Source organism: Salinispora pacifica CNR114 (assembly GCF_000514775.1).
Classification (GTDB): Bacteria; Actinomycetota; Actinomycetes; order Mycobacteriales; family Micromonosporaceae; genus Micromonospora; species Micromonospora pacifica.
This window is the reverse complement of the sequence record NZ_AZWO01000024.1, coordinates 19485-44353: the sequence shown is the minus strand read 5'-3', so window position 1 is coordinate 44353 and position 24869 is coordinate 19485. Positions and strand designations below refer to the sequence as shown.

Annotated in this window: 21 protein-coding genes and 1 pseudogene; 3 read left to right on the top strand and 19 right to left on the bottom strand. The window is 71.0% G+C overall.

Annotation, left to right across the window (positions count from 1 at the left end; translation table 11 throughout):
- Nucleotides 1-43: 43 nt before the first annotated feature.
- From B118_RS0116250 to pdxH, 15 genes and pseudogenes are all read right to left on the bottom strand, one after another.
- Nucleotides 44-2419: a glycoside hydrolase family 65 protein gene (locus B118_RS0116250; protein WP_018811795.1), complete on the bottom strand. Its 2376-nt coding sequence runs from the start codon at nucleotides 2417-2419 to the stop codon at nucleotides 44-46.
- Nucleotides 2416-3171 (bottom strand): HAD family hydrolase, encoded by a 756-nt coding sequence (locus B118_RS0116245; RefSeq protein WP_028193029.1) that lies wholly within the window; start codon nucleotides 3169-3171, stop codon nucleotides 2416-2418. The genes B118_RS0116250 and B118_RS0116245 overlap by 4 nt, the downstream gene beginning before the upstream one ends.
- Nucleotides 3172-3229: 58 nt before the next feature.
- Complete coding sequence (locus B118_RS0116240; protein WP_018221440.1) at nucleotides 3230-3694, bottom strand: DUF4442 domain-containing protein; 465 nt, start codon at nucleotides 3692-3694, stop codon at nucleotides 3230-3232.
- A gap of 75 nt (nucleotides 3695-3769) precedes the next feature.
- Nucleotides 3770-5076 (bottom strand): annotated as a pseudogene (locus tag B118_RS28390) (ABC transporter ATP-binding protein).
- Between the two features lie 153 nt (nucleotides 5077-5229).
- On the bottom strand, nucleotides 5230-7425 hold the full coding sequence (locus tag B118_RS0116230; protein WP_028193028.1) for a bifunctional glycosyltransferase/CDP-glycerol:glycerophosphate glycerophosphotransferase: 2196 nt from the start codon (nucleotides 7423-7425) through the stop codon (nucleotides 5230-5232).
- Nucleotides 7426-7433: 8 nt separating this feature from the next.
- Entirely contained in the window at nucleotides 7434-9419 is a 1986-nt protein-coding gene (locus tag B118_RS0116225) for a DUF5941 domain-containing protein (protein ID WP_028188472.1), read from the bottom strand.
- A complete protein-coding gene (locus B118_RS0116220; protein WP_018221444.1) occupies nucleotides 9416-10165 on the bottom strand; it encodes an ABC transporter ATP-binding protein in 750 nt (249 codons plus the stop codon). Before B118_RS0116220 ends, B118_RS0116225 begins: the two co-directional genes overlap by 4 nt.
- A gap of 1 nt (nucleotide 10166) precedes the next feature.
- Nucleotides 10167-10994 (bottom strand): ABC transporter permease, encoded by an 828-nt coding sequence (locus tag B118_RS0116215; RefSeq protein WP_018221445.1) that lies wholly within the window; start codon nucleotides 10992-10994, stop codon nucleotides 10167-10169.
- 55 nt (nucleotides 10995-11049) lie between these two features.
- Entirely contained in the window at nucleotides 11050-12447 is a 1398-nt protein-coding gene (locus tag B118_RS0116210; RefSeq protein ID WP_018221446.1) for an L-serine ammonia-lyase, read from the bottom strand.
- 181 nt (nucleotides 12448-12628) lie between these two features.
- Nucleotides 12629-13789, bottom strand: a complete 1161-nt coding sequence (locus B118_RS0116205) for an acyl-CoA dehydrogenase family protein (RefSeq protein WP_018221447.1) — start codon at nucleotides 13787-13789, stop codon at nucleotides 12629-12631.
- A 35-nt stretch (nucleotides 13790-13824) separates the two neighbouring features.
- Nucleotides 13825-14130, bottom strand: a complete 306-nt coding sequence (locus tag B118_RS0116200; protein WP_018221448.1) for a type II toxin-antitoxin system VapB family antitoxin — start codon at nucleotides 14128-14130, stop codon at nucleotides 13825-13827.
- A gap of 184 nt (nucleotides 14131-14314) precedes the next feature.
- Nucleotides 14315-14917 carry a nitroreductase family protein gene (locus B118_RS0116195; protein ID WP_018221449.1) on the bottom strand — a complete coding sequence of 201 codons (603 nt, stop codon included), beginning with the start codon at nucleotides 14915-14917 and terminating at the stop codon, nucleotides 14315-14317.
- A gap of 13 nt (nucleotides 14918-14930) precedes the next feature.
- Entirely contained in the window at nucleotides 14931-15857 is a 927-nt protein-coding gene (locus tag B118_RS0116190) for an aldose 1-epimerase family protein (protein WP_018811790.1), read from the bottom strand.
- A gap of 49 nt (nucleotides 15858-15906) precedes the next feature.
- A complete protein-coding gene (locus B118_RS0116185) occupies nucleotides 15907-17199 on the bottom strand; it encodes an MFS transporter (RefSeq protein ID WP_018221451.1) in 1293 nt (430 codons plus the stop codon).
- Nucleotides 17196-17855 carry a pyridoxamine 5'-phosphate oxidase gene (gene pdxH, locus B118_RS0116180; protein ID WP_026185483.1) on the bottom strand — a complete coding sequence of 220 codons (660 nt, stop codon included), beginning with the start codon at nucleotides 17853-17855 and terminating at the stop codon, nucleotides 17196-17198. Before pdxH ends, B118_RS0116185 begins: the two co-directional genes overlap by 4 nt.
- Before the next feature lie 245 nt (nucleotides 17856-18100).
- On the opposite strand from pdxH, the gene B118_RS0116175 reads away from it, so the two are divergent.
- From B118_RS0116175 to sepH, 3 genes are all read left to right on the top strand, one after another.
- Complete coding sequence (locus tag B118_RS0116175) at nucleotides 18101-19207, top strand: citrate synthase 2 (protein WP_018221453.1); 1107 nt, start codon at nucleotides 18101-18103, stop codon at nucleotides 19205-19207.
- A gap of 241 nt (nucleotides 19208-19448) precedes the next feature.
- Nucleotides 19449-20576: a phosphoserine transaminase gene (serC, locus tag B118_RS0116170; RefSeq protein WP_018811787.1), complete on the top strand. Its 1128-nt coding sequence runs from the start codon at nucleotides 19449-19451 to the stop codon at nucleotides 20574-20576.
- A gap of 184 nt (nucleotides 20577-20760) precedes the next feature.
- Complete coding sequence (gene sepH, locus B118_RS0116165) at nucleotides 20761-21843, top strand: septation protein SepH (protein ID WP_018811786.1); 1083 nt, start codon at nucleotides 20761-20763, stop codon at nucleotides 21841-21843.
- A 1-nt stretch (nucleotide 21844) separates the two neighbouring features.
- Here sepH and thpR read toward each other — a convergent pair whose 3' ends face one another.
- The 4 genes from thpR to B118_RS0116145 form a co-directional block, all read right to left on the bottom strand.
- A complete protein-coding gene (gene thpR, locus B118_RS0116160; RefSeq protein ID WP_018221456.1) occupies nucleotides 21845-22414 on the bottom strand; it encodes an RNA 2',3'-cyclic phosphodiesterase in 570 nt (189 codons plus the stop codon).
- Nucleotides 22415-22445: 31 nt separating this feature from the next.
- Nucleotides 22446-22955, bottom strand: coding sequence for a hypothetical protein (locus B118_RS0116155; RefSeq protein ID WP_018811784.1), 510 nt, complete (start codon nucleotides 22953-22955; stop codon nucleotides 22446-22448).
- 81 nt (nucleotides 22956-23036) lie between these two features.
- Nucleotides 23037-24317: an MFS transporter gene (locus B118_RS0116150; protein ID WP_018221458.1), complete on the bottom strand. Its 1281-nt coding sequence runs from the start codon at nucleotides 24315-24317 to the stop codon at nucleotides 23037-23039.
- Nucleotides 24318-24378: 61 nt separating this feature from the next.
- Entirely contained in the window at nucleotides 24379-24828 is a 450-nt protein-coding gene (locus B118_RS0116145) for a MarR family winged helix-turn-helix transcriptional regulator (RefSeq protein WP_018736822.1), read from the bottom strand.
- Nucleotides 24829-24869: the final 41 nt, after the last annotated feature.

The following is a 24869-nucleotide window of genomic DNA, read 5'->3' as shown; positions in this document are numbered from 1 at the left end:
TCGGTCGGGGCCCGATCCGGCTCGGCCGGGCTAGGCCCCGACCCTACGGTTCCCGCTCCGGGAGGCGGATCAGCGGGTCGCGGCCGGGCGGCTGCTCCGGGGTCTGGCTCGGCTCACTCACTGATGGGGTCGGCCGGGTCACCGGTTTGGCACCGGTGACCTCGACTCGCTCGCCGTGGTGCAGCAACTCCAGCGTCTCCTTCGGGTCGCTGTGCTGCAACGCGTAGGTGGTCTGGTGCTGCTGGATGTCCACCCGGAGCTGGATCCGACGCCAGTGCAGGGAGAACCTCAGCCGGCCCAGGCGGCTGGAGAGCCGGGGCGTGAAGCAGAGCGTCCCGTCGTGCTCGCGCAACCCACCGAACCCGGCGACCAGGGAGATCCACGCACCGGCCAGAGAGGCGATGTGGACGCCGTCGCGGGTGTTCTCGTTCAGGTCGTGCAGGTCCATCAACGCGGCCTCCCGCAGGTAGGTGTGGGCTAGCTCCGGATACCCCACCTCAGCTGCCAGGACGGACTGGGTACAGGCCGACAGCGACGAGTCGCGGACAGTACGGCGCTCGTAGTAGAGGAAGTTGCGCAGCTTCTCCTCCGGAGTGAACGCGTCCCCCCGCCAGTGCATCGCCAGCACCAGATCGGCCTGCTTGATCACCTGCCTGCGGTACAGATCGAAGTACGGATAGTGCAGCAGCAACGGATACTTCTCCGGTGGGGTGTGGACGAAGTCCCACTCCTGGAACCGGGTGAAGCCCTCAACCTGCTCGTGTACGTCGATCTCCTGGTCGTAGGGGATATGCATGGAGGAGGCGGCGTCCCGCCACGCCGCCGCCTCCTCGTCGGTGACGCCCAGATGCTCGGCTTCCTCCCGGTACCGCATCACCGTATCCGCGGCGGTGGTCAGATTCCGTTGCGCCATCAGATTGGTGTAGACGTTGTCGTTCTTGATCGCGGTGTACTCGTCCGGGCCGGTCACCCCATCGATGTGGAACTGCCCGTGCCGGTCGTGGTGGCCCAGCGACCGCCACAACCGCGCGGTCTCCACCAGCAACTCCAGGCCGATCTCCCGCTCCAGGTCGGTGTCCTGGGTGGCCTGCACGTAGCGGCGTACCGCGTCGGCGATGCCGGCGGCGATGTGAAAGCCGGCGGTACCGGCCGGCCAGTAGCCGGAGGATTCTGGCCCCTCGATGGTGCGCCAGGGAAAGGCCGCGCCCTCCAGGTTGAGGGTACGGGCCCGTTCCCGCGCGATCGGCAGGGTGTGATGCCGCCAGTGCAGCGCATCGCGCACTGCGGTGGGGTGGGTGTAGGTGAGCACCGGCAGCACGAACATCTCGGTGTCCCAGAAGGCGTGGCCGTCGTACCCCGGGCCGGTGAGACCCTTCGCCGAGATCGGCCGGCGCTCGGCCCGGGTACCTGCCTGGAGCACGTGAAAGAGCCCGAAGCGTACCGCCTGCTGCACCTCGGGGTCGCCCTCCACCAGCACGTCGGCGGAGTCCCAGAACTCCTCCAGATACTCCCGCTGTTCCCGCAGCAACCCGTCCCACCCGTCCAGTTGGGCGGCGGCCAGCGCGGCGCCGACCTGGTCCCGCAGTGCCGGCAGCGACCGGCGGCTGGACCACCCGTACGACAGGTGCTTCACGACCCGCAGCGTCTCGCCCGGCTTGAGCACGCAGGCGATGGTGGTCCGCACCCAGTCCTCGTACCCCTCGGACTCGATGTTGGTCCGCGCGGTGGTCTGCACCTCGTGCTCCATCGCGGCGGCGAGGCGCAGGTCGGACACCTTCGTGCGGTGGATCAGTAGACCACCGTCATGGGTGGTCAGCTCCTCCTCGGCATACAGCGGCGACTCCAGCACCGCCGCCACCCGCGGATCCTTGCTCTGGGCCGGCAGGGTTTCGTTGGCCACCAACTCTGACTGGACGATCAGCCGCAGCGGCTTGCCGTCCACCACCTCGACCTCGTAGTTGATGGCGGCGGCCGAGCGCTGACGGAACGAGACCAGCCGGGTGCTGCGGACGCAGACCTCCCGGCCGGCCGGCGAGCGCCAGTGCACCGTCCGGTGCAGCGTGCCGTCGCGCAGGTTGAGCACCCGCTCGTGGGCGAGGAGTTCGCCGTATCGCACGTCGAGCGGCTCATCGTCGACCAGCAGCCGGATGATCTTCCCATTGGTCACGTTGACGATGGTCTGTCCGGACTCGGGGAACCCGAAGCCGGCCTCCGCGTGCGGCAGGGGGCGTAGCTCGTAGAAGGAGTTCAGGTACGTTCCCGGCAGGCCGTACGGCTCGCCTTCGTCAAGGTTGCCGCGCAGGCCGATGTGTCCGTTGGAGAGGGCGAACACCGACTCGGACTGCGCCAACACATCCATGTCCAGCCTGGTTTCTCGGACATGCCACGGCTCGACCGGGTAGGCGCGTTCTCGGATCATGCCCCCGGCTCCCGACTCTCGATCAGCTCCGCGAGGTCCCGCACGACGATGTCCGCGCCGTGCGCCAACAGGGCACCGGCCTGCCCGACCCGGTCCACGCCCACCACGTACCCGAAGTCACCGGCTCGACCGGCGGCGACTCCGGCGAGGGCGTCCTCGAAGACGGCCGCGTTGCCCGGAGCCACCCCGAGCCGTTCGGCCCCGGCCAGGAAGGTGTCCGGTTCTGGTTTGCCGCGTAACTTCTCGGCGCGGGCGACGAGACCGTCGACCCGCACCTCCAGCAGCTCCGCCAGCCCGGACGCGGCGACCACCTCGCGGCCGTTGGCACTGGCGGTGACCACCGCCCGGCGCAGCCCGGCGTCGGTAGCCGCCCGGAGGTACCGCACCGAGCCGGGATAGGCGTCCACCCCGTGCGTCCGCAGCTCCTGGAGCAGCCGGACGTTCTTGCAGTTGCCGAGGCCGTGGACTGTCTCGGCCTCGGGCGGGTCGTCCGGTGTTCCCTCGGGAAGCACGATGTCGCGTGCGGAGAGAAAGGCGCGGACCCCGTCGTACCGGGGCCGGCCGTCGACGTATCGCCGGTAGTCCTCATCCGGATCGAAGGGGGTGAACGGCTCGTCGTTGGCGGCGGCGCGACGACGCAGAAACTCGTCGAACGTCGCCCGCCACGCGGCGTTGTGAACCCGAGCGGTCTGGGTGAGCACCCCGTCCAGGTCGAACAGGCAGGCGGTCACGTGCGCAGGCAGACCCAGCATCGTTCGAATCTATCGAGCCTGGTCGTGGCGCAAACCGTTTCGGCGGTCAACGCGCCGATCAGTGCGGACGAAGCGTCCAGACGATGGTCATCTCCCCGGTGGGTTTGCCCTCCTCGGTGGCGATCTCCACGCCGACCCGAAACTCGGGTCGCTCTCCGGCGTCCAGCTCCGCGATCACGTCGGCGACGGGTCGATCGAGCCGCGCGGTCGCCCGCACCGGCCCCATGGCGAGCTTCCGGTACGCGATCTCCGCGCTGACGGCGAGCGGCGTCGCCCGGTCGAGCACCGACGCGAACGCGGCCACCACGACCGCACCAGAGGCCGTCTCGCCGAGGGTGAACATGGCGCCGGCGTGCGGCCCACCGACATGGTTGTGGGTGGCCGGCGTGTCGGGCAGCCGGACCACCGCCTGGATCGCGCCACCGGCTTCGGGGACCACCTCGACGAATTCGAAGCCCAGCGTACGGGCGAAGGGCACGGCCGCCAGCATGCTGGCGGCCACCTGGCTCGCATCGATGCTCATGGCCGGACACGTTACCGGCCGGTAACCGGGGCGACAAGGCGGCGCCCGCACCCGACCGGCACCGGGGCTCCCACGTCAGCGCCGACCGACATCGATCCGGTCGCCGTGCTCGTCGAAGAAGTGCAGCGCGTCCATCCGGACCTGGAGCGCCAACCTCTGCCCCGGAGCCACCGCGGGGTAGGGCGCCAGCCGCACCGCCAACTCCGCCGGCCGATTGTGGTGCCGACCCGGATCGCGAAACACGCTGGCCGCGAACGGCTCGCCGCGGCCCGCTGCCCCTCGTCCGCCGTACCAGCCCGGCCGGTGATCCGCCGCAGCACCCGGCCGACCTGACGCCGGCCTCGTTGCCCGACCACGCCCCCGTCCGCTGACGCCACCGCCTCGTCCACGACGACGGCGGTAGCACCGACGTCGAGAAAGGCAAGCGATTCGTGCCCGTGATGCTCCAGGTGGCGGAGCTGCCCGTGCAACACCGGGCCGAGGGCGTTCGGGGCGGTCGGGGTCAGCGCCTCGGCCCGCAGGCCGACCACGATCCGCTCGCCGTGATAGTGGCCCACCGCCCGGGCGCGCATGTCGTCCCACGGGAGGTGCAGCGTCTGTTCGCCGAGGTTGAGCGCGACGTGTTGGTCCAGGTGCACATGGACCGCGGCCTCCAGCAGGTTCATCCGCGGGGTGCCGAGAAACGTGGCGACGTAGAGGGTGGCCGGGCGGCCGTAGACCTGGGTCGGGGTACCGACGTCCTGCAGGACCCCTTTGCGCATGATCGCCACCCGGTCGGCCATGGTCAGCGCCTCGGTCTGATCGTGGGTCACGTAGATGGTGGTGACCCCCAGCTCCCGGGTCAGTCCGGAAATCTCCGCACGCAGCTCGGAGCGGAGCCCGCTATCCAGATTGGACAATGGCTCGTCCATCAGGAAGAGCTCCGGTCGACGCACGAGCGCCCGCCCCATGGCGACCCGCTGACGCTGACCACCGGAGAGCCGCCCGGGCCGGCGATCGAGAACGTCGCCGATACCCAACGCGCCCGCGACGTCGGCGACCTGCTCACCGCGCCGCTCCGCCGCCAAGCCGGCCAGGCGCAGCGGAAAGGCGATGTTGTCGCCGACGCTCAGGTGCGGATAGAGAGCGAAATCCTGGAAGACCATCGCCACCGACCGGTCCCGGGGCGGCAGGTCGTTGGCGAACTCACCGTTGAGCAGGACCGCACCGGAGGTCGGGTCCTCCAAGCCGGCGACCATGCGCAGCACCGTGGACTTACCGCAGCCGGAGGGGCCGAGCAGCACCATGAACTCACCGTCGTTGACGTCAAGGTTCACCCGGTCGACGGCGAGGGTGCCGGCGCGGAAGACCTTGGTCACATCCCTGAGCGCGACGGTGGCCACCGTTCCTCCCCCACCTGACCAACTGGGACCCTGAACGACTGTGACGAGCCTCACTCAGGCTGCCTATCGGATGAACGTTCAATCTTCACCGCCGGACCGCTCCCCGCGGGCCGAACCGCGCAACGCCGGGGAAGCGTCCGGCACGGCGGGACGCTAGCTGGCCGGGCTGGCTCCGGCGGCATCCACCCCGAAGATCCGCCGGACCACCCGTTCCGCGGCGTGGCCATCGTCGAGCCGGCAGAACCGGTCCCGGAACCGACGCCGCGCCGCCTCCGCCGACGGAGCCCGCAACGCACCGGAGCGGAAGAGGTCGAGCAGCCCGGCGAAGTCCGTCGCCACCGCCCCCGGCGGATCGGCGAGCACATCCAGGTAGACGCCGCGGGTCAGCCGGTACGCCGCCCAGTCCGGCGCGTACACGACGATCGGTCGATCCAGGACGGCGTAGTCGAACATCGCCGACGAGTAGTCGGTGACCAGCACGTCGGCGGCGAGATAGAGGTCCTCGACCCGGGCATGGTCGCTCACGTCGCGCAGTCGGTCCGGGTGGATCGTATCCGGAGCCGGGGCGGCTCGGTCGTCGAAGTAGTGACTGCGCACCAGCAACCGACCGGCGGGCCCCAACGCGGCGAGGAACCGGTCCGGGTCGAACGGTGGGCGGTACCCCGGCAGGTGCTCCCGGTGCGTCGGCAGGTAGAGAATCACCTGCTCGCCGACCCCCAGGCCCAGCTCGGCCCGGATCCGCAGCACCTCCTCGGTGGTGGCGGTGGCCAGCCGGTCGTTGCGCGGATACCCCACCTCCAGCGTGGTGTACGCGGCCGGGTAGGCCCGCTCCCACATCTGGGTGGAGAAGCTGTTGGAGGTGATGCTGTAGTCCCACCGGTCCACCCGGTGCAGCAGCCCCGCGAAGTCCATCAGGGCCCCGACCGGGTAGCGCTGCTGGTCCAGGCCCATCACCTTGACCGGAGTGCCGTGATGGGTCTGCACGTGCACGGTGCCGGGTCGTTTCCGGACGAAATTGGGAAAGTTGACGTTGTTGACCAGCCAGCGGGCCTGCGCCAACGCCCGGTAGCCCGCAGGGGTGCCGGAGACCACGTAGTCCACGCCTGCCGGCAGCGAGTCCACCCGGTCCCGCCGCACGATCCACACCCCCCGCACGTGCGGGGCGAGTCGCCGGGCAGCCTCATAGATGGCCGCCGGATTACAGGCGTAGCCGCGGTACCAGTAGGCGGCGTACACCGCCAGCCGCGGGTCAACCGGCCGCAGTAGCTCGGCCCGGTAGTACTCGCGCAACCCGGCGTCCCGAACCCGCCGGAGGAGCGGCACGGCCCCACGCCGGGCCTGTCGGGTGGCGCGGGCGGCGATACCCCGGATCCGAGCGGCACCGCGCAGCGCGTTGTACGTCCGCCACCGGCCGGTGGCGACCAGGCGGTGCTTCAGCCCTTCGATCCCGGGCGGGGCCGGCTGGTCCGGCGCCGGACGCCAGCGGGCATGGTCGGCGGCGATCCGGACGAAGAAGGCGGGCCGCAGGTCCGCCGGGATCCGCTCCCCGGTGCCGAGCACGGCCAGGTAGTGCCAGATCATCCGTTCGAAGAGGGCCGGGCGGAGGTCGTCTTCGCCCGCATCCAGCTCGTCCAGGAGCGTGAACACCCGGTGCCACTGCGCGAAGACCTCGAAGTGCCGGTCCCCCCGGGTTCGGGTGATGGCGCCGGCCCGGCGCTGCCGATAGTTCACGCAGACCCGATCCAGCACCCCGATCCGCTGGGCGCGGAGGAGCAGCGGGTAGGTGAACGAGACATCCTCGTACCAGCCGGGGGCGAAGCGCAGCCCGTGCTCCAGCAGGAACTCGCGGCGCAGCACCTTGTTCCACGCGGTGTGCAGCAGGCGGATCAGCTCCGGCCGCTCACGCAGCCGAAACGTCGCCGCCCCGGGCGAGGACGGAAAGACCTCACGCATCCCGCTCTGGGTGCTGTCCCCGTTCCACCAGGTCCGTACGTGGTCGACGACGAGGACATCCGGTGTGGCGGCGCGCAGCCGCTCGGCCACCTCGACGAGGCACTCCGGGGCCAACCAGTCGTCGCCGTCAACGAACCACACGTACTCCCCGCCGGCCTGGTCCAAGCCGGCGTTGCGGGCGGGGCCGAGTCCCCCGTTCGCCGGCAGCGCGACCGTCCGTACCCGTTGGTCGCGGGCCTCGTACTCGGCCAGGATCTCGCCGCTGCTGTCCGGCGAACAGTCATCGACGCCGATCACCTCGATCCCAGCCACCGGCTGCCCGAGGATCGAGTCCAGGCATTCGCGCAGGTAGCCCTGCACCCGGTAGGCCGGGACCACGAAGCTGATCAGTGCCACCCGGCCCCCTAACCCGGTGGGCGACCGCCAACAACACCTGTCGATCCCACCGCCCGTACGGCGCGGGCCGGCCGAATCGCCCAGGCGAGGGCCACGCTCCCCACGAAGACCACTAAAAGGTATATACCGAGTGTAGCCATGCCAATAGCAGCAATTCCAGTGATCACAGAGAGCGCCAGCAGCGCTGACCGCCCTTCCCAGCCCAGCGTGGCGTCATGCAACGGCGGGGCCAGCTTCCGCTTCTCCAACCGCGCGGTCAGGTCATAGTGGTGCAGGGTCAGCACGAAAACGTACCCAAAGACCAACCAGTCGGGGACACCCCCGAGCACCCCGACCGCGATCGCGAAGAGATACTCCGCCGCGCGTAGCGCCGCCGGCACCAGCCAGTCCAGCGCACCGCCGTGCACGGCCCGCGTCCCCGCGGCAGCCAGCAGCAGCCCGCCGAGCCCGACCAACGCCGTCCACCGCGGGAGGGATTCCGGGCCGAAGAGTGCGAGCCCGAGCAGCACCGCCGACACCAGTACCGCCGACACCGCCAACCCCAGCGGGCCCGGCCAGCGCGGCGTCGCCCAGGCGCGGGCCAGTGGGCCGTCGTCCCGATGCAGGGAGGTGTCCACCGTGTTCAGCACACCGACCCGCATCGAGCGGGCCCGCAGCAGCCGCAGCGCCGCGGTGTACCCAAGCGCCAGCACCATCCCGGTCAGCACCGCGAGCAAGGCGACCCGCTGGTCAAACAAGGCTGCCGCCAGGGCGATCAACGCCCATCGCTCACCGATCGGGAAAACCACCGTCCGCTTCAGCCAGTAGCTCACCGAACCAACGTCGCCCTGTACCCGATTGGAGGCGGCACTGAGCCGGGCACCGAACCCACCCCCCGAGGTCGCCGGCGGCCGACGGGCTGCCTCGTCGTGCATCGCGCCGTACCAGGTGTCGCTCATGTGGCGGACGGTCTGCACGGCCATCGCGGCGATCGCCAGGGCCCACCCGTAGCGGAACCCGGCCTGGGTGGCGCCGTAGCCAAGGCCGGCGTAGACGATGAACTCCTTGGCCCGGTCGGCCATGGTGTCGAGCCACCCGCCCCAGGCGCTGAAGCTACGGGTGTAGCGGGCGAGTTGCCCATCCACGCAGTCCAGCACGAAACCCAGGTAAAGCAGCACCGCACCGGCGACCAACGCGGGCCGTCCGCCGACGCCGAACAGCAGCGCGGCCGCCACCGCGAACGCCACCGAGATCATCGTGACCGTGGTGGGGCTCAGCCGGAGCCGGGCCGCCGCCTTCGTCACGTACGGCGACCAGGTACTGACAAAGAAAGTGGTGAAGAAGTCATCTCGCTCCTTCACCGACAACCGCAGCTCGGCCCGGTCCGGGTCAACGGCGGCGACGGCCGCCTCGGCCGCGGCCCGGTCGTCGGCGGCGGCCGGGTCGTCGGCGGCAGCGATCCGGTGCGCGACGAGCAGCCGTACCCGGTGGGCGAAGGTCACCACGTCGCGGGCCACCAGGTTGGCGAAGAGCCGGTCAACGGCGGGCCCGTCGTCCACCACACCGTGGACCGCAGCGGCTCCCACCGGTACGACCTCGGCGGCGATCGCGCGCGCGGCGGCGACCAGGACCGGCAGGTTCGCCGGATCGACCCGCAGCGCACCCCCGAACACACCGGTGGCCTCGCCGCCCAGTGCCGCCGGCGCTCCAGCGGCGACCACCTGCCCCCGATCCTCCCGAACCGCCGTCCGACCGGGCACCGGCGGACCGGCGAGCACCAGCGCCACCGTCGGCTCCGCCGGGCTGGTGGCGAGGTGCCGGAGGACGGCCGTGTGCGCGACCAGATCAGCGCCGGTGACGAGGACCGGACCGGTTGCCGACTCCGCCAGGTCAGCCAGGGTGGCCAGGTCACTGACGAGCCGGACCTCGTCGACTCCCGCATGGCGGCACTGTCCGGCCAGGCGGTCGGCGAGGTCCGCTGATCCGTCGGTGGTCAACACAACCGCGAGCGTCACCGGGCCACCGCCCCGTGGTACGCGGCCAGCGCCTCGGCCATCGTCCCGTCCACCACCATTTGGCCGGCTTCGAGGTAGAAGCCGCGCCGGCAGAATCGGGTCAGGTCCTGTTCGTTATGTGATACCAGCACCAGGGTGCGCCCCTCTCCGAGCAGACGATCGATCGTCGCATAGCACCGCTGGCGGAATTCGGCGTCCCCAACTGCGGTCACCTCGTCCATCAACAGAATGGGGTGCGGCAGGTGCGAGATGATCGCAAATCCGAGCCGGACTTTCATGCCGGACGAGTAGTGCCGCACCGACGTGTCGAGGGCCTGCTCCACCTGCTTGCCCGCGAACGACACGATCTCGTCCACCCGGCGCCGCAGGTAGCTCGACGAGAGGCCGTGTAGGCCCCCGACCAGGTAGAGGTTCTCCCGGCCGGTCAGGTCGGCGGAGAAGCCGGCGGAGAGCTCCAGCAGCGGGGCGACCGCGCCGCGCACGGTGATCCACCCCTCGTCGGGGATCAGCACGCCGGCGATGAGCCGCAGCAGGGTGCTCTTGCCGGTGCCGTTGCGGCCGATCACGCCGACCGTGTCGCCGGCCGCGATCGAAAAGGAGAGATTTCGTAGCGGCCAGAACCGACCATCGACACGACCACCGCGACGCCCCCGGTGCAGGGCGAGGTCCCGCAGCCGCAGTTGCCGACGGCGGTTCCGGACGAAGCGAATGCCGAGCCCCGCTGCTTCGATGATCGGATCGGCCATCTCACAGCTCCTTGAGGACCGCCGGTTCGAGGCGGCGGAACGTCCACCAACCAATGGCGAGTACCAACAGACAGCCAGTGATCGTGGTGCCGAATAACCGGGCGTCGGGGAACTCGTCGGGGTACCAGACCGCGTGGTGCAGTTGGAAGATTCCGACCAGGGGGTTCAGTTCGTACCCGACCTTAAGCCAGTCGGGCAGGCTGGAGTCCCGAACCAGACCGAAAGGGTAAATGATCGGTGTGGCGTAGAAGAGCACCCGGACGACCAGCCGCATGACTCGCTCGACGTCGCGCATCAGCACGTTGGCCGCGGAGAGCAGCAGCGCCAGGCCGACCAGCAGAACGCCCTGGAGGGTGATGGCCAGCGGGAGGGCGAGCACCGACCAGCCGGGGTGGATCCGCCCCGCCACCGCGTACGCCGCCGCGGCCGCCACCAGGAGGGGCAGGCCGGCCAGGTACTCGGCGACCCGCCCGGCGACCCGCCCGATCGGGAAGAACTGGCGGGGAAGGTTCATCGTGGTGATCAACCTGGCCTGGCCGGTCAGCGCGTTGGTCGCCTCGCCCAGCGCCGAGCTGGCCCACATCCAGGCGAAGACCCCGGTGAACAGGAACAGCGGGTATGAGTCAGCCGCCTCACCCAGGTACCGACCGGTGTCCCGCTCGTACAGCACACCGAAGACGAACCAGTAGATAGCGCCGAAGCCCAACGGTTCGATCAGAGACCAGAGATAGCCCAACGCGGACTGCTGGTACTTGACCGCGAGGTCCCGCCGAACGAGGATCCGCAGCGCGCCCCGATTCGACCAGAGCGTCCCGACGCCAGCGGCCACCGCGTCGCCTCCTGCCCGGTCCGCGCCACACCCCCGCCCGGCGGGCCGGTGGCACTCAGCACTCGATCACATTGACGGCGAGGCCGCCCCGTGCCGTCTCCTTGTATTTGACCTTCATGTCCGCCCCGGTCTCCCGCATCGTCTTGATCACCTTGTCGAGCGAGACGTGGTGCACGCCGTCACCTCGCAATGCGAGCCGGGCAGCCGTGATCGCCTTGATGCTAGCCACCGCGTTCCGTTCGATGCAGGGGATCTGCACGAGGCCGCCGACCGGATCACAGGTCAGCCCCAGGTTGTGCTCCATGCCGATCTCGGCGGCGTTCTCCACCTGCTCCGGGCTGCCCCCCAGCGCCTCGGCCAGCCCGGCCGCCGCCATCGAGCAGGCCGAACCGACCTCGCCCTGGCAACCCACCTCGGCGCCGGAGATGGAGGCGTTCTCCTTGAACAGCACGCCGATGGCGCCGGCCGCGAGCAGGAACCGCACCACACCTTCCGCGGTGGCACCCGGGCCGAACCGGTCGTAGTAGTGCAGGACCGCCGGAATGATGCCGGCCGCGCCGTTGGTCGGTGCGGTCACCACCCGACCACCGCCGGCATTCTCCTCGTTGACCGCGAGGGCGAAGAGGGTCACCCAGTCCATCGTGCGCAGCGGGTCCACCGCCCCCTGACCCGCTGTTGACCGCATCGGGTCCGCGTCCATCATCAGGCCGCGGTAGAGCTCGGCGGCCCGCCGCCGGACCCGCAACCGGCCGGGGAGAACACCGTCGCGTTCGCAGCCGCGTGCCACGCACTCCCGCATCACCCGCCAGATCTCCAGCAGGCCGGCGCGCACCTCCCGCTCGCTGCGCCAGGACAGCTCGTTGGCGAGCATCACCTCGCTGATCGACAGCCCGGTCTCCCGGGTCACGGCCAGCAGCTGCGCACCGGTCGAGAAGGGGTGGCGCACCGGGGTGGTGTCCGAGGTGATCCGGTCCGCCCCCGCCGCCGCCTCGTCCACGACGAACCCACCCCCGACCGAGTAGTAGGTACGGGCCCGGAGCTCGGCTCCGGTCCGGTCGTAGGCGGCGAAGGTCATCCCGTTCGGGTGGTACGGCAGCGACCGGCGGCGGTGCAGCACCAGGTCCCGAGCCGAATCAAAGTCGATCTCGTGTACGGCGTGCAGCGAGATCCGCTGCTCGGCGCGGATCCGGTCGATCCAGCCCTCGACGGCGTCGGTGTCGACCGTCTCCGGCTCCGCACCAGCGAGCCCGAGCAGGATCGCCCGATCACTGCCGTGGCCGCGGCCGGTCGCCCCCAACGAACCGAACAGCTCGGCGCGGATCCGTACCGTCTCACTGAGCAGCCCGTCCGCCTTGAGGCCGGCGACGAACGTCCGGGCGGCACGCATCGGCCCGACGGTGTGCGAGCTGGACGGCCCGATACCGACACTGAAGAGATCGAATATGCTGATCATGGCTGCACTTCCTCGCCGTCCTACCCACCGCGCGGTTCACCGGCCCGGGGTGACCGCCGGCACGGCGGGCCTGCCCGGGTACCCGGAGCTGTCGGGCCGGCCGGCCAGCCTACCCGCCCCGGCGCCGACATCCACGCGTTGGCACAGCCCGCACCGGGGGCCGGACCCGCGCCGGGCGCAATCAGGCGAACGCGGACAGGCCGGTCAGCCGCTGCCCGATCACAAGCTGATGGATCTCCGAGGTGCCCTCATAGGTGAGCACGCTCTCCAAGTTGTTGGCGTGCCGCAGCACCGGGTACGCGCCGGAGACGCCGTTGGCCCCCAGGATCGTGCGGCACTGCCGGGCGATCGCCAACGCCTCCCGAACGTTGTTGAGCTTGCCCACGCTGACCTGGTCGGGGCGGAGCCGGTCGGCGTCGGCGAGCCGACCGAGCTGCAACGCCAACAGGTAGCCCTTGCTCCACTCCACCGCCATGTCGGCGAGCTTCGCCTGGGTGAGCTGGAACGAGGCGAGAGGGCGGCCGAACTGGGTACGGCTGCCCGCGTACTCCAGCGCCGTCTCCAGGCAGTCCCGGGCGGCGCCCAGGGCTCCCCAGACGATCCCGTGCCGCGCTTCGGTGAGGCAACCCAGCGGCGCCTTCAGCCCGACGGCCTCGGGCAGGCGGGCCGACGCCGGCAGCCGCACGTCGTCCAGGGAGATCTCCCCGGTCACCGATGCCCGCAGCGACATCTTGCGCCGAATCTCGCGCACCGTCACCCCGGGTGTCCCGGTCGGCACGGCGAAGCCGCGGATCCCCTCGTCGGTACGGGCCCAGATCACCGCGACATCCGCGATCGTCGCATTGGTGATCCACATCTTGGTGCCGTGCAGCACCCAGTCGTCGCCGTCGCGGCGGGCCCGGGTGGCCATCGACGCCGGGTCGGATCCGTGGTCCGGCTCGGTCAGCGCGAAGCAGCCGATCGTCTCCCCGGCAGCCATCGTGGGCAGCCAACGCTGCTTCTGCTCCGCGCTGCCGTAGCGCCAGATGGCGTACATCGCCAGCGCCCCCTGCACCGAGACCAGGGAACGGATGCCCGAGTCACCCGCCTCCAGCTCCAGGCAGGCCAGACCGTAGGCGACGGCCGAGGAGCCGGCGCAGCCATACCCGGTCAGGTGCATGCCGAGCAGGCCCAGCTTGCCGAACTCCCGGGCCAGCTCTCGGGCGGGCACGCGGCCCTCCTCATACCAGCCGGCGACGTACGGCCGCACCTGATCGTCCACCAGCTGGCGGACGACGGCGCGAATCTGCCGCTCCTCGGCGCTCAGCGACGAATCGACATCCAGCAAGTCGAGAGGGCTCATGGAGACACCTTAACGAAGGGTCAGCCCGCGCCGCTTCAGTCGACCGCGGCGGGAAAGACGAACACCCGGGCATGGATCTGGTTGCGCTGCTGCAACGCGGCTCGCAGTGCCCGGTGCAGCCCGTCCTCCAGATAGAGCCCGCCGTCCCACTGCACCACGTGCGGAAACAGGTCGCCGTAGAAGGTCGAATCCTCGGCGAGGAGTTTGTCCAGCGCCAACTCACGCTTCGTAGTGATCAATTGATCCAGACGCAGCGGACGCGGAGGGATCTCGGCCCACTGCTTGAGCGTCAGGCTGTGCTCGGGGTATGGACGCCCATCCCGGACCGCTCTGAAGATCACGACGGTTAGCTCCCCTCCCCGCGATCGGCCGCCCCCGACCCGGCACCGCTGCATGCGACGCCGCGAGCAGCGGCGCCAATGACCGTGTCAGCCTAACCGGCCAAGTCACGCCGCGTTCGAACGCTTTATGGCAGTTTCGCCCTGACAGATCGCTTTACCAACCGGGCAAATGGCGTTTTTCGGACTAACTCCACCGACCACGTCGGACCACCTCCTCCACCGGGCGGCGCCCGCGGCGCAGCGACGACGATCGTTGATCCACCGCACGGTAGCCGACGGTGACCGCGCCAACCGGCTCATACTCCAACGGCACCCCGAAAGCCGCCCGATAGTCCGCCAGCCGCTGCGGCGGAATACCGAAAAAGCACGCCCCCAGCCCCTCATCAACGGCGGTGAGCAGCATCAACAACGCGGCGAAGCCGGTGTCGATGTACCAGTAGGGCATCGACCAGCGCTCCGCTGACCGGTCCGCCCACCCCTTGTCCGGCTCCGCGTACCGGTCCAGGTACACCGACCGGTTGGCGTGCGGCACGATGATCAACGGGGCCTGCCGCATCCCGGCCAGCCAGCGTTCCCGGCCGCCGGTGCCCGGCGTGGTCGCCGCCCAGAACCGATCCCGATCCTCGGCGGCCTCCAGCACCAGGAAACCCCACCCCTGGGAGAAGCCCGCCGACGGCGCCCGGATCGCGTGCGCCAGCAGCCGGTCCACCACCTCCGGCGGGACCGGCCGATCCGGATCGTAGTTGCGGACCATCCGACGCCGCCGGACCACCTCGACGAACTCCATCGCGCCTCCTCGACTACGCCGGCCGGATGCCCCAGGCGCCCTGCCAGGTGTCGCCCGGCCGCAACGTGATCAGATCCCGGCCGGAGCGGAACGCATCCGGTGGGCAGGTCATCGGCTCCAGCGCCACCGAACGTCGACGCCGCGACCCGGAGCGGGTGTCCCCGGTGAAGACCTGCCACCAGCCAAACCGCCGGTCCGCCCAGACCCGAACCCGGGCCCCGCCATCCGAGGCGGCCAGCTCGACCACCGAACCACCGTCGCCGTCCCGGACCACGTCGCCGAAGGTGTCGTCAAGCACCGCCCGGCCGATTCGACGCGGCGCGTTCCAGTCGTACTCGGTGCCGACGACCGAGGACTGGGCGATCGGTAGTAGCCGCCCGTCCACCTGCAGCCGGCTCCGCGCTGGCAACCGCAGCAGGACATCGTCAACCGAGCCGCCCGGCACCCGCAGGTACGGGTGCACCGCGAAGCCGAAGGGCGCCGCCTCGCCGCCGCTGTTGGTCACCTCGTGCTCGGCGCGCAGCCCGTCCGGGCCGACAGCCCACCGACTCCGCAGCCGCAGCGACCAGGGGTAGCCGGGGGTGGCGGCCAACTCATAGCCGAGCGTCACCGCGTCGGCCGAACGCTCCAGCAACTGCCAGGGCACCCAGTTGACCAGCCCGTGGAAGGCCGCGTCGTGCTCCGGATCGCTGATCGCCAGCTGGAGGTCGCGGCCCGCGAAGTGGTAGCTACCGTCCCGGAGCCGGTTCGGCCAGGGGGCGAGCACCTGGCCGGCGGAGTCCGGGCACAACTCGGCTGAGGTGTACCCGTCCAGGTGCTCCACCCCGTCGGATCGGTAGGTCCGAATTCCGCCACCGACCTCGACGATCACCGCCTCGTGGCCAGCGGCCGCGATGGTCCACTGTGCCCCCGAGGGGGCCCACTGCCCGGGGAAGTCCATCCCCGGACCCTAACCGGTCAGGCCGGCTGCTCGCTGCCGACAGCACCGGTCAGACCCGCTGCTCACCGGCGACGACCGCCCTCCGGTAGCGGATCAGGGCCGGGAAGGCCACCGCCAGCCCGAGCGCGAACACGGCCGAGAGCAGACCTCCACCAACCCAGGCGACACCGCTGCCGAAACCACCCGCCATCGCACCGGCCCGCAGGTCACCGAGGCGCGGCCCCCCGGCCACAACGACCGTGTTCACCCCCTGCAGCCGGCCCCGCATCCGGTCCGGCGCGTAGACCAACAGCATCGACTGGCGTAGCACCGCGCTGACCAGGTCGGCCGCGCCCGCCACCGCGAGCAACAGGACCATCAGCCAGAGCTGCTGGGCCAACCCCGCCGCCGCAACCGCCAGACCCCAGCCGACCACCACCACGACCAGCCCAAGCCCCTGTCGGTGCAGCCGGCTGATCCAGCCGGAGGTGAGGCCGGCCAGCATGGCGCCCATCGCGATGGCACTGAAGAGCCAGCCGACCGCCGCCCCGCCACCGAACCGCTCCTCGGCGATCTCCGGAAACAACGCCCGCGGCAGCGCCAGCACCATCGCGATCAGGTCGATGGCGAACGACAGCAGCAGCACCGGCGTGGTGGTCAGGTACCGGAGTCCGTCCCTGATCCCCGCCAACCCACCGCGCCGCACCTCGCCGTCGCCGAGCGGCTCCGGCGGCATCGGCGGCAGCCGCAGCGCGGCCACCACCAACCCGGTGAACAGGAGCGCGTCCGCGGCGTACGCGATCGGCAGTCCACCCTCGGTGCCGGCCGCCGCGAAGATCAGACCAGCGGCGAGTGGGCCGACCACCGAGGCCGCGGTGAAGGTGGTGAAGTTCAGGGTGGCCGCCGCCGGGACCAGCCCCGGTGGCAGCAGTCGGGGCAGGGCCGCGGTCCGCGCCGGCGCGCTGATCGCGAAGCCGGCCGAGTGGACGGCCACCAGCGCCAGCAGCAACACCGGGCTGCCCACGCCGAGCGAGGCCTGCGCCAGCAGGCCAAGCATCGTGGTCCAGAGCAGCGCCGAACCGGCGAGCAGCACCCGGCGCCGGTCCCGCGCGTCGGCCACCGCTCCGCCCCAGAGCCCAAAGAGCAGCAGGGGCGCGAAGCCGGCGAGGCCGAGCAGGCCGACCCAGTAGGACTCCCCGGTCAGGGCGTACATCTCCACCGGGACTGCGACCGAGGTGAGTTGGAAGCCGAACATCGCCATGGCGTTGCCGAGCCAGATGCGGCGGAACGCCGGCACCGCCAGCGGACGCAGGTCGATCGCCCACCGGCTGCTTCGCCGCCGGGCCGCCCGCACCTCGGTCACGGCGCCAGCCGCTCGACGACCCAGCCGCCCCCGTCGGTGGCGCGGAACCGCAGCCGGTCGTGCAGCCGGCTCGCCTGGCCCTGCCAGAACTCCACCTCGTCGGGGCGGATCCGAAAGCCACCCCAGTGCGGCGGCGCCGGGATCGGCGCCCCGGCGACGAAGCGCTCCGCCGCCGCCTGGTAGGCGGCGTCCAACGCGGCCCGGTCCGGGAGCACCCGGGACTGCTCGCTCGCCCACGCCCCGAGCTGGGAGCCGCGCGGCCGGCTGGCGAAGTACGCCTCGGTCTCGGCCCGGTCGAGCCGCTCCACCCGACCGGTCACCACCACCTGGCGCCCCAGCACGAGCCAGGGAAAGACCAGGCTCGCGTACGGGCTGGCGGCCAACTCGGTGCCCTTGCGCGACCCGTAGTTGGTGAACAGGACGAAGCCGTCCGGCCCATACCCCTTCAACAGCACCGTACGGGCGCTCGGCCGGCCAGCCGCGTCGGCGGTACCGAGCACCATCGCGTTCGGCTCGGGCAAACCGGCGGCCACCGCTTCGGTGAACCAGCGGTCGAACTGGGTGTACCAGTCACCAGCCAGGCTCGTCTCGGTCAGGCCCAGGTCCGCGGCGTACTCGTTACGTAGGTTCGCCGGCGGCACTGTGTCGCCTGTCACATCTACTCCCCTCCCAGGTGGCGGACCGACCCGTCGTGTCGCTGACAGCCTGCCCGTACACCCAGTGTCACCGACCCCTCGACGGCCGTTCCGGCCGGGGATGTCGGGTGAGGCACAGCGGCCATGGGTCGAAAGTCCCGTGGTCAGCAGGCAAGATGTCACGAACACATCCCTGAGGGTCGCCTAAGGCACTGGGCCCAACGAGGGCCCGTCCCGGGCGCACCGAGCCAGATCCAGGAGACGACATGGCCGACTTCAAACCGGGGCTGGAGGGCGTCATCGCCTTCGAGACCGAGATCGCCGAACCGGACCGGGAGGGTGGCTCGCTGCGCTATCGCGGCGTGGACATCGAGGATCTCATCGGTCAGATCTCGTTCGGCAACGTCTGGGCTCTGTTGGTGGATGGACGGTTCGGCCCGGGTCTACCGCCGGCCGAGCCGTTCCCGGTCCCGGTGCACTCCGGTGACATCCGGGTGGACGTGCAGTCCGCGGTGGCGATGCTCGCCCCGTACTGGGGTCTGCACCAGTTGCTCGACATCTCCGACGAGCAGGCCCGCGAGGACCTGGCCCGGGTGTCGGTGACCGCGCTCTCCTTCGTCGCCCAGTCCGCGCGGGGCCTGGGCCTGCCGGCCGTGCCGCAGAAGGAGATCGACAAGGCCTCCACCATCGTCGAACGCTTCATGAAGCGTTGGCGGGGCGAGCCGGACCCGCGGCACGTCAAGGCCGTGGACGCGTACTTCATCTCGGCCGCCGAGCACGGCCTAAACGCCTCCACCTTCACCGCCCGCATCGTCGGCTCCACCGGCGCCGACGCCGCCGCCTGCATCTCCTCCGGCATCGGTGCGCTCTCCGGGCCACTGCACGGCGGGGCGCCCTCCCGGGTGCTGAACATGCTCGAGGCGGTGGAGCGCAGTGGCGACGCCGAGGGGTACGTCCGGGGCGTACTCGATCGCGGTGAGCGGCTGATGGGCTTCGGTCACCGGGTCTACCGGGCCGAGGACCCGCGAGCCCGGGTGCTCCGCCGCACTGCCAAGGAGTTGGGGGCGCCCCGCTTCGAGGTCGCCGAGGCCCTGGAGAAGGCCGCCCTGGCAGAGCTGCACAGTCGCAAGCCGGACCGGATCCTCGCCACCAACGTCGAGTTCTGGTCCGCGGTCGTGCTGGACTTCGCCGAGGTGCCCGCCCACATGTTCACCTCGATGTTCACCTGCGCCCGGATGGGTGGCTGGAGCGCCCACATTCTGGAGCAGAAGAAGCTCCAACGGCTCGTCCGCCCCTCCGCCCGCTACGTCGGGCCGGGCCCCCGCCGGCCGCACGAGGTCGAGGGCTGGGACCAGGTCCCGCACGGCGTCTGACGACCGTCGCCCGGGCTGAGACCAGGTCCCAGCCCGGCCTCCGAACCGAACCGAACCGACCGCACCGGCGGGGGTTGTGGCGTACGCCTCAGCCCCGCCGGTGAGACCGGCGGCTATCGGGGCGACGATGGGTGAAAGGATGAGGACTGGCAGCGCCGCCGGTCGGAGGATCGGCCGTGCGCGCCGCGCGCCATCGATCCGCCCGGCCCCTCCCTCGCCCCTGCGGAAGGAACCCAAGACCGTGGCTGACGCATCGACTATCCGAATTCCCGACGACCTCAAACCCGCCGACGGCCGGTTCGGCTGCGGCCCGTCCAAGGTTCGTCCGGCGGCGGTCTCCGCCCTCGCGGAGGCGGCGAGCGACTACCTCGGCACCTCGCACCGCAAGAGCGCGGTCCGCGACCAGGTCGCCCGGCTTCGCCGCGGGATCGCTGAGTTCTTCACCCTGCCCGAGGGGTACGAGGTCGTCCTCGGTAACGGCGGCACCACCGCCTTCTGGGAGGTCGCCGCGTTCGGCCTGATCCGGGACCGGGCCCAGTTCGCCAGCTTCGGCGAGTTCGGCGCCAAGTTCGCCAAGTCGGTGCAGGACGCACCGTTCCTCGGCACGCCAACCATTCACCAGTCGCCGGCCGGTAGCGCACCGAGCCTGGTGGCGGAGGCCGGCGTGGACGTCTACGCCACCCCGCACAACGAGACCTCCACCGGGGTCGCGGTCCCGATCCGCCGGGTGCCCGGCGCGGACGAGGGCGCGCTGCTGTTGGTGGACGGCACCTCCGGCGCCGGCGGTTTGGAGGTCAACGTCGGCGAGACCGACGTCTACTACTTCGCCCCGCAGAAGTGCTTCGGCTCCGACGGCGGCCTGTGGCTGGCCCTGATGTCCCCGGCGGCGTTGGCGCGCGCGGCCGAGATCAAGGCCGCCGGCCGTTACATCCCGGCCTTCCTCGACCTGGGCACGGCGATCGACAATTCGCGGCTGGAGCAGACGTACAACACCCCGGCCCTGGCCACCATCTTCCTCGCCGCGGAGCAGACCGACTGGATGAACGCGCAGGGGGGCCTGTCCTGGGCGGCCAAGCGCACCGCGGAGAGCGCCGGCATCATCTACGGCTGGGCGGAGCGTTCTCCGGCGACGACGCCGTTCGTCACCGACCCGGCGCTGCGCTCCAACGTGGTCGCCACCGTCGACTTCGTGGCCGAGGTGGACGCCACCGCCGTCGCCAAGGCGTTGCGCGCGAACGGGATCGTGGACACCGAGCCGTACCGCAAGCTCGGTCGCAACCAGCTACGGATCGCCCTCTTCCCAGCGATCGAACCAGCCGATGTGGAGGCTTTGACCGCCGCCATCGACCACGTGGTCGAACGACTCTGAGCTACCGTCACGGTGGGTGACCTGCCGCTTTCCGGCAGCCACCCACCGTGATCAGCATCGCAGCCCAGTCGGGAACACGGGGTGTCGGTTCCCCCACCTGCGGGCAGATGCGCGTACGGTGGTAACGAACGCCCGGGTGGCTCGCCTGTGGCGCGGGGCCAGCAAGGCGGGACGGAGGCAGACAATGCGCCCTGTACGCTTCGTCGCCCTCTCCGAGGATGGCCAGGCACTGGTCCTCACCGACGAGGTCGGGCGACTTCTCGCGCTCCCCCTTGACGAGCGCGTCTCCACCGCCCTGCACACCGAGCCCGGGGCCGCGCCCCTGGCGGTGGCCGCAACGCCGGGCACCGACCCGGCCCCCACTCTGGCCCCACGGGACATCCAGGCCCGGATCCGGGCCGGTGAGTCCGCCGAGGATGTCGCCCGGATCGCGGGCGTCCCCGTTGACCGGGTGCTGCGCTACGCCGGCCCGGTCCTCCAGGAGCGGGCCATGCTCGCCCAGCACGCCCGACGCACCCGGCTGCGAGGGGCCGAGAAGCCGACCCCGCTCGCCGAGGTGGTCAACGGTCGACTGTCCCAGCACGGCATCGACACTGAGAAGATCTCGTGGGACGCGTGGCGTCGCGACGACGGGACCTGGCGGATCGTCGCCACCTGGCCCTCCGGCAAGGCCACCGCGCAGGCCGTGTGGGAGCTGGAGAAGTCCCGACAGTCGGTCACGCCACACGACGACATGGCGCAGTACCTCTGCGCCGAGCGTCCCATGCCGATCCTCGGGCAGGAACCGACCGCCGAGCGTGGCGGCCACGGGCTACCCGGCCCGGCGCGGACCGAGCCCGGCCGCGGTGGGCACGGCCTGCCGGGCCCGGCCGAGCCCAAGCGGCCAAGCCGCGATCCGATCCGCGCCGGTCGGGACGCGCTGCTCGCCACCCTGGACCGCCCGCTCGGTGGCACGTCCGGCCGTGGCCTCGAGCCCCGGAGCCCGGCCAGCCCGGCCAGTCCGGAGGCGCCGCGGCCACGGACAGTCGCTGGCGGCGCGGCGGCGTTGCTCGGCGGCGGCCCGGGTTCGGCCTTCGACGACGACTCGGACGCGCCGAAGGAGGTGCCGGCTGTTCCGTCGCTGGCCGTGCTCCGGCCGCGCCGCACGGGTCCCGCCACGGCGGGCGGCACCGAGTCGGGCGAGAGCAGCAGCAAACCGCGCAAGCGGCTACCGAGCTGGGACGATGTGCTCTTCGGCAGCGCCCCGGCCGCCCGCGAGTCCTCCTGACTCACAGCTGCCAGCCGGCCAGGCGGTGATAGCTGGGGGACGACCCCGGTTGGCTTCGCGTCAGCACCAGTTCCCGCGCCGGCCACCGGGGCCCCACGTAGCCCTGTAGCGCCGCGACATCGGCCGCGACTTCGGCCGATGTCAGTCGGTCGCCGGGCCGGGCCACGGTCAGGTGCGGGCGCAACGGCTTCTCGTCGTGGCGCAGGTCGTTGGCTCGCAACCGGGACCGGACGAGTCGGCCCAGCCGGTGCAGCTCCGCCACCTCACCCCGCAGGTCCACCCACATGACGATGGAGCGGCCCTGCCCGAACGTTCCGCCGCCGGCCAGGCGTAGCCGCGGCGGGGCTGGCCACGAGTCGCGGGAGCGCCGCGCCGCCTCGTCGAGCGAGTGCTCCACGGCCCCCAACCGGTCCGCTGCCACCGTTGCGAGGAAGGCGAGCGTGACGTGCGCCTGGGTCGGGTCGACGAGGCGGACGCCGGCGGCGGCCCGACCGATCTGCAGCTCGGTGATCCGCGCACGGAGGTGCTCCACCGCCGCCGGCGGCGGGTATACGGCGACGAAGAGTCTCAACCCGGCCGCCGGTGGCTTCCCCGGTTACCACTCAACGGTGGCGCTGTCGGTGCTCGGGCCGGGCACCAGGCAAGATCAGACCCGCGCGGTGCAGCAGCCCTTCGACTCGTACCCGCTCGAGCTCCCGGTCCACCCCGGTCAGCTCGTCCAGGTGCTGCCTAATTCCGAGGGCCGCGCAGGCCAGCCGAAGCCGGTTGTCGTAGCTGGCGAGCGTCGCCTCGTGCCAGACCCTGGCCCGCCCGGAGCCGCCGACCTGATGGCCCCGGAGCCGGCGTAGCTCCGTGGCGAGCTGTTCCAGCGGCTGCCGATCCGGCCGGTCCATCCGGCTCAGATCAATGTTCCGGGTGAGCGCGTCGGCCTCGACCGCCCGGTCCAGGCGAGCGATTATCCGCCGTTCCCGTTGTCGGCTCCGCCACCGCGCCCAGCGACCGGCGAGTCGGTCAACGAGTTCGTCGGCGCAGATGAGCAGGGCGATCACCACGGGCAGGCACACCACGGCAGCCACCATCAGGGGCACCAGCAACGCACGTCCCAGCTCCACGCCCCGACGCTAAGCCGGCTGTGATCGCCCTGCCACCGATTTGCCACAATGAGCCGTTTGTCAAGTTCCGCCGCGCGGACCTCACACCCGCTCGGTGAGGTAGAAGCGGGGCATCGGCAGTACCCGGAACCGCAGCCGGGCTCCCGAGCGGCGCAGCTGCCAGGCCAGGGCGAGCAGCGCGGCGGTGAGGGAGACCAACCCGCCCATCCAGATGCTGGCCCCGGCGCCGTACGTCTCGGCGAGCCACCCGATGACCGGGGCACCCACCGGGTTGGTGCCCAGGAAGACCAGTACCCACAGCGCCATGACCCGGCCCCGGAAGGCGGCGTCGGTGCCCAGTTGGATGCGCTGGTTGCAGGCCTGGGCGAAGAAGACCGTGGAGAAGCCGGTCGGCAGGAGCAGCACCACCACCAGCCAGTACGTGGGAGCCAGCCCGACCAGAGTGCCGAAGGTGGCGCAGACGACGGCCGCGGAGAGCACCAGCCACACCGAGGGGCGACTGCGGCGCCCGGTGCCGGCTAGGGCCCCGGCCAGGGCGCCCACCGCGAGGGCGCTGCTGAACAGACCGAACGAGGCGGCTCCGGTGTCGAAGACGGTCTTGGCCAATGCGGCGAGGGTGAGCTGGAAATTGAAGAGTGAGGTGGCGATGACCGAGATCAGGACCATCGGCAGCAGCAGGTCCGGCCGACCCCAGACGTAGCGCAGCCCGTCCACGACCCGGGCCGAGGCCCGCTCCTCGCGCGGCGGTAGCGCCTCGCGGTGCAGCTCGGCCGGGCGCATCCGGATCACGTTCACCAACGGCGCGATCGAGCTGAGGGCGGTGACCAGGAATACCGGCCCCACGTCAACGACGGCGATGGCCAGGCCGGCGAGGGCGGGGCCGACGATCCGCGCGGAGTTGAAGGTGGCCGCGTTGAGGGAGAGGGCGTTCGGCAGCAGCGGGGTGCCGACCAGTTCGGAGACGAAGGCCTGCCGGACCGGGGTTTCCACCGCGTTGGCGACGCCGAGCAGGGCGGCGAAGGCGAAGACGTGCCAGAGCTGCACCCGGCCGGTGATCACCAACAGGCTCATGGCCAGGGAGAGGAGCGTCCAGAACAGGTTGGCGGCGAAGAGCAGGACGCGCTTGTCGTACCGGTCGGCGAGGCGCCCGGAGATCAGCGTGAGCAGCAGAACGGGAGCGAACTGGAGGGCGGTGACGATACCGAGCGCGGTGGCGGAATTGTCGCTGAGCTCGAGGACGAGCCAGTCCTGGGCGATGAACATCATCCAGACGCCGATCAGCTTGATCAGCTGTCCGGAGGCGAATAGCCGGTAATTGCGGACCTGTAGGGACTGGAATATCGTGCTCAGCTTCTTCTGCACTCTTGGTGCGCCTCCCTCGCGTACGCGTCATCGTCGTGACGGCGCAGGCGGGGCGGGAGCTTCAGGTACGGGTGAGCTGTTGCAGAATCTCTGCTGCCTGGCGCAGCGTCTCCCGTTCCTCCGCACTCAGTTCGGCCAGCCGGTGGGCCAACCATTGGTCCCGAACGCGCTCAAACTGGTCCAGCACTGCTCCGCCCCCCTCCGTCGCGGCGAGGATCACCTGCCGGCCGTCGGTCGGGTGGGGGGTGCGCTGCACGAGGCCGCGCTCCTCCAGTTTCGCGACGATCTTGGTCATCGTCGGCGGCTGAACCCGTTCGACGTCAGCAAGCTCCCGGGGCGTCAGCGCGCCCGCCAGCCGGAGGCTGGTGAGCGCGGAGAGCTGGGTGACCGTCAGGTCACCAACCGGTCTGGCCTGGCGGACCCGCCGGTTGAGCCGGGTAATCGCATCCCGCAGCTGGACCGCCAGCTGCACCGGTGGCACGCTCTTCGCCGTCACCGTCTGCTCCGTCACTGTAGTTAGCCTAACTAATGAGCCTAGCTAACGACATGCGA